13 protein-coding genes are annotated in these 13,655 nt (G+C 35.0%); all 13 read left to right on the forward strand.

The genetic code is table 11. From position 1 onward, the window contains the following. Window positions 1-198: 198 nt before the first annotated feature. The 13 genes from CBF27_RS04080 to CBF27_RS04140 all read left to right on the forward strand — a co-directional run bounded on the left by CBF27_RS04080 (window position 199) and on the right by CBF27_RS04140 (window position 13,644). A protein-coding gene (locus CBF27_RS04080) for an IS3 family transposase (RefSeq protein WP_425469916.1) occupies window positions 199-1,325 on the forward strand; the annotation gives its coding sequence in 2 pieces (ribosomal slippage) (window positions 199-430 and window positions 430-1,325; 1,128 coding nt in all). A 406-nt stretch (window positions 1,326-1,731) separates the two neighbouring features. Continuing rightward, a complete protein-coding gene (locus tag CBF27_RS04085; protein WP_049142179.1) occupies window positions 1,732-2,610 on the forward strand; it encodes a hypothetical protein in 879 nt (292 codons plus the stop codon). A 40-nt stretch (window positions 2,611-2,650) separates the two neighbouring features. Next, window positions 2,651-3,427 carry a YveK family protein gene (locus tag CBF27_RS04090; RefSeq protein WP_126812845.1) on the forward strand — a complete coding sequence of 259 codons (777 nt, stop codon included), beginning with the start codon at window positions 2,651-2,653 and terminating at the stop codon, window positions 3,425-3,427. A 13-nt stretch (window positions 3,428-3,440) separates the two neighbouring features. Next, window positions 3,441-4,145, forward strand: coding sequence for a CpsD/CapB family tyrosine-protein kinase (locus CBF27_RS04095; protein WP_126812662.1), 705 nt, complete (start codon window positions 3,441-3,443; stop codon window positions 4,143-4,145). Window positions 4,146-4,172: 27 nt separating this feature from the next. Then, window positions 4,173-4,937 carry a tyrosine-protein phosphatase gene (locus CBF27_RS04100; RefSeq protein WP_126812664.1) on the forward strand — a complete coding sequence of 255 codons (765 nt, stop codon included), beginning with the start codon at window positions 4,173-4,175 and terminating at the stop codon, window positions 4,935-4,937. Window positions 4,938-4,950: 13 nt separating this feature from the next. Then, window positions 4,951-6,771 carry a polysaccharide biosynthesis protein gene (locus CBF27_RS04105; protein WP_126812666.1) on the forward strand — a complete coding sequence of 607 codons (1,821 nt, stop codon included), beginning with the start codon at window positions 4,951-4,953 and terminating at the stop codon, window positions 6,769-6,771. A 10-nt stretch (window positions 6,772-6,781) separates the two neighbouring features. Further along, on the forward strand, window positions 6,782-7,411 hold the full coding sequence (locus CBF27_RS04110) for a NeuD/PglB/VioB family sugar acetyltransferase (protein WP_126812668.1): 630 nt from the start codon (window positions 6,782-6,784) through the stop codon (window positions 7,409-7,411). Window positions 7,412-7,413: 2 nt separating this feature from the next. Next, window positions 7,414-8,535, forward strand: coding sequence for a DegT/DnrJ/EryC1/StrS family aminotransferase (locus CBF27_RS04115; protein WP_126812670.1), 1,122 nt, complete (start codon window positions 7,414-7,416; stop codon window positions 8,533-8,535). Then, window positions 8,525-9,148, forward strand: coding sequence for a sugar transferase (locus CBF27_RS04120; protein ID WP_126812672.1), 624 nt, complete (start codon window positions 8,525-8,527; stop codon window positions 9,146-9,148). The genes CBF27_RS04115 and CBF27_RS04120 overlap by 11 nt, the downstream gene beginning before the upstream one ends. Then, window positions 9,149-10,312: a glycosyltransferase gene (locus CBF27_RS04125; RefSeq protein WP_245985946.1), complete on the forward strand. Its 1,164-nt coding sequence runs from the start codon at window positions 9,149-9,151 to the stop codon at window positions 10,310-10,312. A 9-nt stretch (window positions 10,313-10,321) separates the two neighbouring features. Further along, window positions 10,322-11,215: an ATP-grasp fold amidoligase family protein gene (locus tag CBF27_RS04130; RefSeq protein WP_126812674.1), complete on the forward strand. Its 894-nt coding sequence runs from the start codon at window positions 10,322-10,324 to the stop codon at window positions 11,213-11,215. A 1-nt stretch (window position 11,216) separates the two neighbouring features. Next, entirely contained in the window at window positions 11,217-12,419 is a 1,203-nt protein-coding gene (locus CBF27_RS04135; RefSeq protein ID WP_126812676.1) for a lipopolysaccharide biosynthesis protein, read from the forward strand. Beyond that, complete coding sequence (locus CBF27_RS04140) at window positions 12,406-13,644, forward strand: O-antigen ligase family protein (protein WP_126812678.1); 1,239 nt, start codon at window positions 12,406-12,408, stop codon at window positions 13,642-13,644. Before CBF27_RS04135 ends, CBF27_RS04140 begins: the two co-directional genes overlap by 14 nt. Window positions 13,645-13,655: the final 11 nt, after the last annotated feature.

Here is a 13,655-nt window from a genome sequence, read left to right on the forward strand (position 1 = left end):
GTTAGTTTTCTCCTTCGAATAATTTTATTCTATGAATGAAATCTTTTGCTAAAGGTACAAAAACTTCTTCGTAAGCAAGTTTGTCCCAATAAGTATCAGTATTTAGACCTGTCCTCGGTGTGGTGTTAGTATCAAATCTTAGACAACTTTTCGTAGAGACAGAAATATATTAAACTTATCTACGAGAGGATGATTTTTATGACCCGATACGAAGAAGATTTTAAACGAATGATTGTAGAACTTAATCAAACTGGACAATCAGTTCGTGGTTTATCGAAAGAATATGGCTTATCTGAAGCAACTATTTATAAGTGGAAAAACTTATATACCCTAAACCAATCCACAGGATTGACTGGAAAAGAAACTGCTGAATTAAGAAAAGAAAATGCTCGTTTAAAGGAGGAATTAGAAATATTAAAAAAAGCCGCTGCCATATTCTCTCGAAAGATATAAAGTCAATTGTTCAATTTATTGAAAGATGGTGTACTAAATACACTGTTTCTTTATTGTGTCGTTTATTAGAAATGCCTAGAAGTGTCTATTATTTTTATAAAAATAAACCACTAACAGCTACAGAAATCAGAAATAACAAGTTAAAAAAGAAAATCTCAACCATCTATTTTGATAGTAAACAGCGTTATGGTGCAACCAAAATACATCAAATGATATTAAAAGAAGGGATTTCAGTATCGCTTAAACATGTCCAAAAGCTAATGAAAGAATTAAGTTTAAAATCAATTGTTGTAAAAAAATATAGACCTCAATTGTCTAATAAACAAATTATTTCAAAAGAAAATATTTTAAATCAAAATTTTTCTACTAAAAATATTTGTGAAAAATGGGTAGCTGATATTACCTATATTCCAACAAAGAAAAACGGTTGGTGTTACCTATCTTCGATTATGGATTTACACACGAAGAAAATTATTAGTTACACTTTTTCAAAACGTATGACAGTAGATTGTGTTCTAAAGACTTTAAGTCAAGCTAAACAGCGTTATGACATTCCAGAGGGAATGATTCTACATACCGATTTAGGTAGCCAATATACCTCCTTAGAATATGAAGAGTGGTTAGCAACAAATAAAATAAGGCATTCCTATAGTCGTAAAGGGACGCCTTATGATAATGCAGGGATTGAATCGTTTCATGCTTCATTAAAGAAAGAAGAAGTTTACACAACAAGTTACTTAGACTTTGAGGAAGCCAATCAAGCTTTATTCAGTTATATTGAGGGATTTTATAATCGTAATCGAATCCATAGTTCGATTAACTATTTAACACCGCATGAATTTGAAAGACAAGAAAAAATTAGGATGGCATGACAGTCTCTACAAAAATGTGTCTAAGATATTGACCTAGATCCAGACAGCCACTACGATAGCAACAACAGGAAAATCTACTAAGTACAGCCAGAGACTTGTACTCAGCTAACTAGTTTATTCCAGAATGCTGCATAATTTGATAGATTCATACTTTTATATTTTTTTGCATATCGAAGTAGGTAGTCATATTTTGACTATCCAATTTGATAAAATATCGTTTATGCGAAACGTACTATAGTTGGTGCATCACTAGAGTTAAAAGTGTACAATGCTTAGTTTTTTTGAATCTTTATCGCAAATAGCTTCAAAAAACACTTTTTTGGATACTTTTGAAATATTTAGTTGAGTATAGTATAATATGAACAATTGTGACAAATAACAATTTTTTGGGAGTGAGTAAAGTTAGATGGGAAGACCCTTAGCAAAAGGCCTAGCTGTCGTAGCCGTCGGTATCGGAGCACTGGGTATATGTTACATCGGTTACCGAGCCGATAAAACACATCAGTATGAACAACGAGTTCAGTACGCCAATAGCACCATTGCAAAAAGCCAAGAGCAGTTAGTGACTCTCACAAAAACCATTGATTCGTTTTATCAAGAAGGTCAATCAATTTTTTTGAGAGAAAATTTGACGGAGTCCGAGCTTGCGGCCGTACGAGGAAAGCTTGAATCTGTCAAAGTTGATGCTGAAGAATACCATATTCAAGCAGAAGACCTAACAGACGATGCTGGGGGGATTCAAGAGACCAAAGACGCCCTTGTGAAAAAAGTTAATTTGGTCAATGACAAATTAACTATTCAAGAAAAGACCAATAACTTGTTTGAGAATCCTGTGAGTTCTTGGCAGAAGCCGGTTAATGATGTAGTGATTAAAAAAGACATTTCAGACGAATCAATCGGAGAAATTCGAGAAACCTTGAAACTGTCGACGTTAGCTGACCAATGGCAAAAAAATATCACTGAGTATCTAGATTTTGCCAATGCACAGTTGACTAGGATTAAGAACATTGAAGCAACCATCGACAGCTTACTTAAAAATGGTCAAATCACAGACAAGGCAAATTATGAAAGCTATATTGCCTTAGCAGAGAGCATCGGTCAAGTTCGTAATCTCACCTATAAGGAATCCTTTACAGCCTCACTGAACACCATAAGTGAGCAGTTAGGATACGGTACCTTGTCACCAGGTGATAGCGGTGAGTCGGGAAATGAGTCTTCTGATGAAGGTAATTCTCATGAAGAAGCATTCACCGAAGAATATGCTGAGCCTGACGACGAACAGTAAACAGTCTTTGTAGAAAATGAAAGAGAAAGTGGGAACACTAATGGAAGAGACAATCAGTTTGAAGGAAATATTTGACATCTTAAAGAAGCATGTCGCTGCAATATTGATTAGTATGTTCGCTGGCTTGGCTCTGGCAAGCGTGGCGACGTTTTTTATCATTACGCCGAAATACAATTCACAAGCCCAATTGATTGTTAAACTACTTCGAACAGATGCGACCAATGCGGGGGATGTCAATACGAACTTATTGATGATTAATACGTATAAAGATATGATTACTGGCGACTTGGTCATGAGCACTGTCAAAGATCGTCTGGAGTCAGAATATGATCTGGATAAAACTGTCAGTGAACTCAAAGGTGCCATCCAAGTCCAACAATCCCAGAATTCCCAAATGTTTTCCATCGTAGCAACCGATACAAAACCAGTGGATGCGGAACATATCGCCAACACCACAGCGAAAGTCTTCCAAGAAAATGCCAAAGATGTTTTGGATGTCGACAAGATTTCAATCATTTCAAATGCACAAGCCTCCATGACACCAGTCTCTCCCAACAACAAGCTGAACTTAGCAATCGGCTTGGTTCTAGGGATGATGGTAGGGGTTGGCTTGGCCTTCTTATTGGAACTGTTGGACCGTACCGTCAAAGATAGCCGGTTCGTAGTAGAAAATCTCGGCTTTACCATCCTTGGCTCAGTCCCACAAATGACAGATAAAGAGCTTAAGAAGACCACAAAATCAATCGCTGCAGTGCAAAATCAGGACAATTCCACAACCAAACAAGACAAAGCTCGTCGCAGTCGCTCACGAGTATAGGGAGATATCGATTATGGGAAAACGAAACAGTAAACATCATAGCCAACAAACTAGTGCCGTCAGTCTCATCACACTAGCAGACAAAACGTCACCAATCTCAGAACAGTACCGGACGATTCGGACCAATATCCAGTTTGCTTCAGCAGACAAAAAAATTCAGACCATCGTCGTGACATCATCTGGACCGGCAGATGGTAAATCCACGACTTCAGCGAATCTTGCCGTGGTCTTCGCTAGCTCCGGTCAACGTGTGCTTTTGGTGGATGCGGATATGCGTAATCCAACGGTTCACAAAACATTTGGGTTAAGTAATGATACCGGTCTGAGCCTCGTCTTGAGTACCAATCAAAGCGTCTTGGAAAATACGCGCACAGTCGGAATCGAAAATCTGTCCATCTTACCAAGTGGGCCTAAGCCGCCAAACCCTTCTGAATTACTAGGCTCTGTACGTATGAACCAAGTTATTGAGGAAGCGCGCCACCTGTATGATGTTGTTATTTTCGATATGCCACCTGTGGTCGCCGTGACGGACGCTCAGATTATGGCGTCAAAAGCTGACGGCACACTGCTAGTTGTTAGAGAAAACGTCACGCGAAAAGATACATTAACCAATGCGAAAAATCTGTTGGAAATGGTGCAAGCGCGAGTATTAGGCGTGGTATACAATGGCACGCAAAATATGAAAGACCAAGGTTACTACTATTATTATGGTAATTAAGTTGAATTGATTTGAGGAGGAGATTGGATGATTGATCTTCATTGTCATATCTTACCGGGAGTAGATGATGGGGCAGATACGTTAGCTGATAGCATTGCCATGGCAGAAAAAGCCATCAGCCAAGGCATCACACATATCTTGTGTACCCCCCATCATAATAATGGGAAATATGTGAATCCGAAAGCTGCGGTTATCGATAAAGTGACTGAGCTCCAGGCGGAACTCGATCGTCGTAACCTCCCTCTGACCCTACTGGAAGGGCAAGAGGTGCGGATTACGGGGGATTTAGTAGAAGAAATCCAACAAGATCAGATTTTGTTTACAGATTTGGCAGATACCTATCTTTTGATTGAATTTCCTACGATGGATGTCCCAGCCTATACGGAGCAACTTTTTTTCAAGCTGCGAAATATGGGAAAGGTGCCAGTCATCGTCCATCCGGAAAGAAATGCGAAGTTTCGCGAAGATCCCAATCGCCTGATTCCATACTTGGAGATGGGGTGCCTCGCGCAACTCACCGCTCCAAGCTACATAGGTGTCTTTGGTAAAGACATCCAAAAGGCGGCAAAACAGATGGTTGAGCATAACCTCGTTCAGATTATGGCGTCTGACGCTCATGGTATCAAAAAAAGAACGTTTGCAATGAAAGATGCCTTTCGACAGATTGCTCACGACTTCGGTGATAATAAAGTTGTAGAAATGGAGCAGGTGGCGAAAGATCTAATCAATGGGGATGCGGTCACATTTCCAGAATATACAGAGATAAAGAAGAAACGATTTGGATTGTTTTAGGGGGAATTTTGGAGTGTTTGTTCTTAATAGAAGAAGAAAGATTGAAATACTAGTTTTATTAGACAGTTTGTTAATTGCTTTGGCATGTGTGATAAGTTATTTCTTTATGAAACCGTACGTAAATGTCACACAACAGTTTCTATTGATTTCGATGAGTCTTTCTATTATATTGTATTTAGGGTTTGGAGCATTTTTTAAAGTCTTTACCCGTATTAACCGCTATACCAACTTACGAGAGATTGTGGCTATTTTTTTAGCGACAACCTGTCAGTTTCTGGTGGGCCTCTTCGTAGTTTCTTTCATTTGGGAAGGTAGCCACAGTCGGCGCTTTGAACTGTTGTCCTATTGTGTTGCCACCAGTCTAATTGTTGCCAGTCGCTTGACGTGGCGCATCTATATAGAACGTAAGAATCACCGCAATGGGAAGTCCACCAAGGTCGAACGAACATTGATTGTAGGTGCAGGTGAAGGCGGACGTATCCTACAAAATAGTTTGATAGGCACGCCGACTTCTGGAGAAATCGATATCATTGGTTTTGTTGATGATGATCCAAATAAGGTGGGTATATATCTCTCAGGCAAGAAAGTTTTAGGTACTTTGGGCGATCTATCCAAGCTAATTAAAGAACACCAAATTGATATGGTTACTATCGCCATTCCATCCCTACCACAACCACGCCTCAAAGAAATCTTCGAAAAATTAACGGATTCAACAGTCAAAGTCAATGCGATGCCTTCAATGGAGGCGATGGCTTCAGGTAAAATCAGTATCAGCCGCCTGAAAGAAATCGATGTCGTGGATCTCTTAGGTCGAGAAGAAGTAAAACTGGACATGGATGCCATCAAAGATCAAATTACAGGTAAAGTCATCTTGGTCACAGGTGCCGGGGGGTCTATCGGCTCAGAGCTATGCCGACAAGTGATGAAATTTAACCCTAAGCAATTGTTACTATTGGGACATGGTGAAAATTCTATCTATCAAATCCACCAAGAAATGCTCAATACTCATCGTCACGGTCAAACCATCTTTGTCCCAATTATTGCGGATGTGCAAGATCGACAATTAATCTTTGAAATCATGGAAACCTATCAACCTGATATCGTATATCATGCGGCTGCCCACAAGCATGTACCGTTGATGGAATACAATCCAAGAGAAGCAGTCAAAAATAATGTGTATGGTACAAAAAATGTCGCCGAGGCTGCCAAAGCAAACAATGTGAAAAACTTTGTCATGATTTCCACTGATAAGGCAAATAACCCAACAAGTGTGATGGGTTCTACCAAACGAATGGCAGAAATGATTGTTACCAGCTTAAACGAAGCTGGTAAGACGAAATTCTCAGCCGTGCGATTTGGTAATGTCTTAGGGTCACGTGGAAGTGTTATTCCATTGTTTCGTAAGCAAATTGCAAAAGGCGGCCCAATCACTGTCACCGATTTTCGGATGACTCGTTACTTTATGACTATCCCAGAAGCCAGTCGTCTAGTCATCCAATCAGGTGCTTTGGCTAAAGGTGGAGAAATCTTCATTTTGGACATGAGTGAACCAGTGAAGATTGTCGATCTTGCGAAAAACATGATTCGTCTCAGCGGATTGACCGAAGATGATATCGAAATCGTCGAATCGGGTATCCGTCCAGGAGAAAAACTGTATGAAGAGTTGTTACTTGATAAAGAACGAAATGATGAAGAAGTCTTTGAAAAGATTTTTGTTGGAAATATCCAAGGGTTTTCGATGGATGAAGTGATGAGTTTTGTGGCAGATTTACCAGATAAAGTTGATGAGCTGGCAAAGCAAGTGTTAGCTTTTGCAAACGAGTCGAATAAATAGAGGTGCTTCTATGAAAATTGTAATAGTTGGTGCTGGTGGCTTTGCAAAAGAAATTGCCTTTCTAGTATCGCGATTATCAGATTTTGAATTGATTGGTTTTGTGGATGATGATACGACTTTAGCCCCAATGATCCTTGATAAACCTGTCTTAGGTAATATTGATAGTTTACTATCTTATTCAGATAAAATAGGTGTTGCTATAGGGATTGCCAAGCCTGCAATAAAAAAAGAAATTTATACAAAATTAAAAGCAAATCCAAATCTTTTTTTCCCAAATCTTATTGATTCTACTTCACTCGTGGGACTTGAGGTTGATTTGGGTATTGGAAATATTCTCATGCCTAATACTACTTATACTGCAGATATATCTATTGGCAATTTTAATATGATAAATATTAGCTCAACAATTGGTCATGATTCAATAATTGGAAATTTCAATGCAATTTATCCAAATGTAAATATCTCTGGTATGGTAAAAATTGGCGATGATAACGAAATAGGTGTTGGTTCAAAAATTATCCAAAGTATCAAAATTGGTAATAACAATATCGTTGGAGCTGGTTCTGTTGTTATCCGAAATATCACAAATGGTACCAAAAGTGTGGGAGTTCCCACTAAGATAATAGAAAGCTGGGATTGAGAGTGAAGAATGAAAGAATTTTGTTAGCATCACCTCATATGAGTGATCAAGGATACGAAAAAGAGTATGTCAAGGAAGCTTTTGATACAAACTGGATTGCACCACTTGGAGCAAATGTTGATGGCTTTGAAAAAGAGCTTGCTGAGTTTGTCAGCGTTGGTCACGCTGCAGCTCTAGTATCTGGTACTTCGGCTATTCATATGGCTTTAAAAGCAGCTGATGTTGGTTCAGGTGATATCGTGATTTGTCAGTCTTTAACATTTTCAGCAACGGCCAATCCAATTATCTACCAAAATGCAATCCCTGTGTTTGTTGATAGTAATCTAGAAACCTGGAATATGGATCCTATGGCTTTGCGAAAAGCTTTGGAAAAATATCCAAATGCAAAAGCTGTTGTTGTTGTTCATTTGTATGGTTTAGCTGCTCAATTAGATGAAATTATGGAAATCTGTAGCGAATTTGGTGTTACCTTGATTGAAGATGCTGCCGAATCTCTAGGAACTACCTATAAAGGAAAGTATACTGGTACTTTTGGTAAATATGGGATCTTTTCGTTTAATGGAAATAAGATTATCACGACTTCTGGTGGAGGAATGCTAGTTTCCGAGGACGAAGAACGGATTGCAAAAGTTCGTTTTTGGTCTACCCAAGCTCGGGATAAAGCTCGGCATTATCAACATAGTGAGGTTGGTTACAACTATCGCATGAGTAACATTGTTGCGGGCATTGGACGTGGACAACTGAAAGTATTGACTAATCGGATTACTAAAAAGCGAAACATTCATGAGTTTTACAAACGAGAACTCGCTGAACTACCTCAAATATCATTTATGCCAGAAAATGATTGGAGTGAATCAAACTTTTGGTTGAGCTCTATCTTACTAGATGGTGTAGATCCTAATTACTTGATGGATGAGCTAGATAAAGCGAATATCGAATCTCGGCCAATTTGGAAACCAATGCATCTTCAACCAGTATTTGAAAAATATGATTATATTGGCGGAAACGTAGCCCAAACCTTATTTGAAACAGGGGTATGCTTACCTTCAGATACCAAAATGACTGATAAAGAGTTATATCGAGTTACAAATACGATTAAGCGAGTATTGTCCAATGAAAAGTAAGACTTTTTATGCGCGATTTGTAAAAAGACTCATTGATATATTGTTATCGGGATTGGCGCTGATTATTCTAAGTCCAGTATTATTGATTGTCGCCATCTTAGTTCGAATAAAACTCGGATCACCGGTAATCTTTAATCAAAAGAGACCAGGATTAAATGAACAGATTTTTACAATGTACAAATTCCGGACGATGACTTCGGAAACAGATAACCAAGGTAATTTATTGCCAGATGACATTCGATTGACGACTTTTGGTAAACTATTGCGTGCAACTAGTTTAGATGAGTTGCCAGAGTTATGGAATATTTTCAAGGGGGATATGAGTATTGTGGGACCACGTCCACTTTTAGTAGAATATCTTCCTTTGTATAACGAGGAACAACGTCACCGACATCAAGTCCGTCCTGGATTAACAGGTTTAGCACAGGTAAATGGACGGAATGCAATTAGTTGGACTGAAAAGTTCAAGCTAGATTGTCAATACGTCGAAAATATTACTTTTAAGCAAGATTTATCAATCTTTTTCTTAACAATAAAGAAAGTATTTGTTAAAGAAGGAATATCTTCTGGGACAAGTGTTACGAATGAGAAGTTTGAAGGGAATAGTGATTAAATGGATAGTAGTATGAAAGTTTTATTTTGGATATTTACATTTTTAATTATATACACCATGATAGGATATCCGATTTTATTACAATTCTTGAGTAAAGTATTACCACATAAAAAGTTACAGGTTACATCTACGTATAATCCGACAGTAACAATTATTGTGCCTGCACATAATGAAGAATCAGTTATCGAAAAAAAAATTTTAAACTTACTTGATCTAAATTTTACCAATAATAAGTTTGATATTATTATTGCTTCAGATAACAGCACAGATGGTACTAATGAAATTGTGAAGAAATACGCGAGTAAATATCCTCACAAAGTTAGTCTTTATAAGGTCAGAGATAGAAAAGGTAAGACAAATGCCCAAGATGAAGCAGTTAATCATGCTTCTGGAGAAGTCATTATCTTTACAGATGCAAACTCAATGTTAGATAGAGAATCAGCAAATCAATTAGTTTTATCTTTATCTGATAAAAATGTTGGTTATGTAGCCGGAAAACTTATATACACAAATGATAAGGAAAATATTACAAGTCAATCTGAATCTTCCTATTGGGATATTGATCTTTACATGAGGAAAATAGAATCTGGTTTATCTTCAATCACAGCAGGTAATGGTAGTATTTATGCGGTTCGGAAGAAAGATTATATGGTGATTGATCCAATTTATAGTCATGATAGTGTATTCCCACCGAAATTTGTGATTTCTGGTAAACGGGCAATTTATAATGAAAATGCACTTGCCTTTGAAAAAGCCGGAGAAACTGATGAGGATGAATTTCAAAGAAAAGTACGAATGTCCCGAAAGATTATCATGATCAATTTTATTGATTTTGAAAAATATAATTTTTTTAAATATGGTTTATTTACATTATTTTATTTCTCTCATAGAACGCTTAGAAATAATCTTTATTTCATGCATATTGTTGTTTTTCTATTAAATCTGATTTTGGTAATCACAACAAAAAATACAAGTTTTACTATCTTATTAATAGGTCAACTGTTAATTTACTTTACTTCGTTCTTTGGACGAAAGTCAGAAAATAAGTATATAAAATTTCTTTCCTATTATATAGTGACTATTTTAGCTCAATTAGTTGGAGCAATAAAAGAGATTTCTGGTAAGTCAAAGCCGTTTTGGGAGAAAGCAGAGAGTACGAGGTAGGTAATTGAGATGAGGAAAATAAAGTATAAAATAATTGTTTTATTAACACATATATTTCCAGAAGAGTTGCTTACAAAAATAGCTTATAGATTAAAAATGAAAAAAAAATTGAATCTAAGAAATCCATCAAGCTTCAATGAAAAACTACAGTGGTTAAAAATTAACTGGCAAAGAAGAGTCATAAGTGATTGTGCCGATAAGTTATTAGTTAGAGACTATGTTATAAAAAAAAATCTTAAGCATACTTTGATAGAACTATATGCTGTCTATAAAAATGTTGATGATATTGATTGGAAAAATCTTCCAGAAAAATATGTGATTAAAACTACAAATTCTTGCGGAACAAATATTATAGTAAGGGATTCAAAAAGTATCGATATAAAAAGTACTAAATCATTATTAAAAACATGGCTCAGTGAAGACTATGGTAGGGAGCATTTAGAATTTCAGTATTCTAAAATTGACCCCTCAATAATTATTGAGGAATTCATTGAGAGCGATTTGCCATTACCTCAAGATTACAAATTTTTTTGCTTTAATGGAATTCCAAAATTTATTTTATGTATTGACGAACGAGATCTAGGCACAGGGAAGAAAAAAAAGGGCTTCTATAATTTAGAGTGGGAGTATTTGGACTATATTGATGAGAAAAAAAGTACTGTTTTAAAAAATGCTAAAAGACCAGAAAATCTTGATGATATGATTCAAGCAGCAAAAATATTATCAGAAGATTTTCCTTTTGTAAGGGTAGATCTTTATTCTGAAAAAGGAAGAGTAATATTTGGAGAGTTAACTTTTACTCCAATGGGCGGGATGGCTAATTATTTTAAAGGTGATACTGATTTAGAAATTGGAACTTATTTGGAATTGCCACAAAAGAAATACAAAGGATACGTAAGATGATATGAATATTTTTTTTAAAAAATTTGGAGATTATATTTCGAATATAATGGCCTTTGGTATGTATATTTTCATACAACAAATTATTTTAGTTCCTATGTTATCAGGTTCTCTTACTGAGTCTGAATTTTCTAAAATAATTCTATTTATGACCGTTTTAAATATCGTATCAATAGTGATAGGAACTGAGCTAGGAAATACCAGAATTCTTGAAGATAATAATGTATCTAAAGATAGTATTTATAATGTTTTGATAATAAAAATTTTTTCTGTATCACTACCTTTGAGTATTTTTCTTTATTTATTTATTTATTCTGATTCTTTACAGTTTCTCCTTGCTCTGCTTACCTGCTTTTTGTGTAGCTTTAAACAGTATCTTAGCTCCTATTTTAGATTGGAAAATAAATTTAAATATATTTTATATGGAAATTTTTTTTATGGAGTAGGGGTTATTTTGGGAGTTTTGCTTTTTATCATATCAGGAAATCCCATTTTTTCTTTTCTAATAGGTGAATTAGTTACAGTAATTTATTTGATTTTTATTTCCCAAAAAGAAAAAATTTGGAACATAAATCTGCGAGATAGTGGAGATATTAAAGAAAAAAAAATCGTATATACCAGTTATTTAAACCTTGCAATGGTTTCACTACTACTAAATGGATTATCATATTTAGATAGATTTATTATAGGTCCATTGTTAGGCCTTAATGTTATTGCCATATATTATAGTGCTTCTGCCATGTCAAAATTTTTATCATTATTGGTCAATCCAATAAATAGCGTTTTAATCGCGAAGCTGGCAAAGCAACAAAAAAAATATTCATATACTACTTTTTTTAAATTTCAAATCATTATTCTTATTGGATCTTGTATTCTAAGTATTGTTACCTCATATCTTGGAGTTTATTTCCTGTATAATCAATACTTTGAACTTGCCAAATCTATAATTCTCCCAGTTGGTATAGCATCAGGCCTATCAATTGCTTCATTAATTTCTAAAACTTTTGTATTAGTCGATGTAGGAACAAAAGGAATTATTAATATAAACTTGCTATATGGAATTGTGTTTTTTATATTAGCGATAGTTTTTAGTAATATTTTTGGTTTGCAAGGATTTGCATGGTCAAGTGTTATAGCGCGGGCTATACAATTATTACAATATTTAATTCTTTTCTCAAGGAAAGGAAACTCTGATGTTTATCGATAAAAATGAACTTAACTATATAAGAGCTTTATTTTTTTCAATTGTGATGATGCTCTTACCTTTTACGATAGTCAATTTGACTGGTAAAAAAGCTCTATTGTTACCGTTACTCGCTACATCATTTATTATTTTGGTTGTTGTTGTATTACATGCCTCTTTCAGATTAAATCATGATATAAGACTTGAATATATTATGATGTCATTAATTTATTTGTATATTTTATCTTTAACTGTTATATCGAATATTTTTATGGAAATAAACATTGAATTATTTGATTTAATTAATGTATTTGCGAAAGCAATAACTTTGTTTCTCTTTTTTAGTTTACCGAAGAATATAAATCTGAAAAAGGAAACACTCTTCAAATTTTATCAGTATATGATTATATTAGGCATAGTAGCCTGTATTTACAATATGATAGTTAATTTCAATAGTATTTTACATTTTTTTTCTATCAATAGTAGCTATGAACTATCATTAAAAAGTTTTTTTTCGAACAGAAATCAATTCGGATCCTTCCTATTTATTGAACTAACACTAATTGAAGCATATAAAAACAAATCAAAAAATGTGAACATTTTTTTATATTTTTGTTCTGCTCTTTTTTTAGTTAATCTCGTTCTAACTATGTCACGAGGTGCAATATTAGCTACGGCAGTATTTTTCATATATGTATTTTTAAATCAGAGAGGTAAGCTTTTATTAAAGGTTTTGTCTTTAGCTCTATTTATTTATGGAACGACAATGGTACTTATGAGCAATAATTCTTTATTTATGTTCATAAGAAATATGATAATTCGACCAGAAAGTGGTACTACGGGTAGGAGTGGTATCTGGTTAATTGGCTTATTAGTATTGGCTGAAAATAATTTTATAGTTGGTCTTGGTTTAAATACTGCATTGAGAATTGCTAAAACAAAAGGCCTTCTGTTGGAGCAGTTCCATAGTTTTTATATTGAACTTTTATTGAATGGTGGAATCTTAGAGTTGCTTTTTACCGCAGTTGTTATTATATCAGTAATTAAATACCTGGCAGTTAATAATGCTGCTAAAGTGGATAAAAATATAATTTATGCACGATTACTTGGTTTTTTAAGCTTGGGAGTTTTTGAAAGTGTTAGTTTATTTTCTATCGGGTATGTAGACGTATTTTTTTCTATTTTTATTATTACGTTGCCTATTTTAATCTCAAACTCTGGGAAGTCTGAAAAAAGTGAATTTAATTAAAAAGGAGATTT

This window comes from Vagococcus acidifermentans (assembly GCF_003987655.1).
Classification (GTDB): domain Bacteria; phylum Bacillota; class Bacilli; order Lactobacillales; family Vagococcaceae; genus Vagococcus_B; species Vagococcus_B acidifermentans.

Bases quoted from the DNA above. Each gene is read 5' to 3' on its own strand.
- CBF27_RS04140 (WP_126812678.1), top strand. From the start codon at position 12,406: ATGTTTATCGATAAAAATGAACTTAACTATATAAGAGCTTTATTTTTT.
- CBF27_RS04130 (WP_126812674.1), top strand. From the start codon at position 10,322: ATGAGGAAAATAAAGTATAAAATAATTGTTTTATTAACACATATATTT.
- CBF27_RS04125 (WP_245985946.1), top strand. From the start codon at position 9,149: ATGGATAGTAGTATGAAAGTTTTATTTTGGATATTTACATTTTTAATT.
- CBF27_RS04120 (WP_126812672.1), top strand. From the start codon at position 8,525: ATGAAAAGTAAGACTTTTTATGCGCGATTTGTAAAAAGACTCATTGAT.
- CBF27_RS04100 (WP_126812664.1), top strand. From the start codon at position 4,173: ATGATTGATCTTCATTGTCATATCTTACCGGGAGTAGATGATGGGGCA.
- CBF27_RS04090 (WP_126812845.1), top strand. From the start codon at position 2,651: ATGGAAGAGACAATCAGTTTGAAGGAAATATTTGACATCTTAAAGAAG.
- CBF27_RS04095 (WP_126812662.1), top strand. From the start codon at position 3,441: ATGGGAAAACGAAACAGTAAACATCATAGCCAACAAACTAGTGCCGTC.
- CBF27_RS04135 (WP_126812676.1), top strand. From the start codon at position 11,217: ATGAATATTTTTTTTAAAAAATTTGGAGATTATATTTCGAATATAATG.
- CBF27_RS04085 (WP_049142179.1), top strand. From the start codon at position 1,732: ATGGGAAGACCCTTAGCAAAAGGCCTAGCTGTCGTAGCCGTCGGTATC.
- CBF27_RS04110 (WP_126812668.1), top strand. From the start codon at position 6,782: ATGAAAATTGTAATAGTTGGTGCTGGTGGCTTTGCAAAAGAAATTGCC.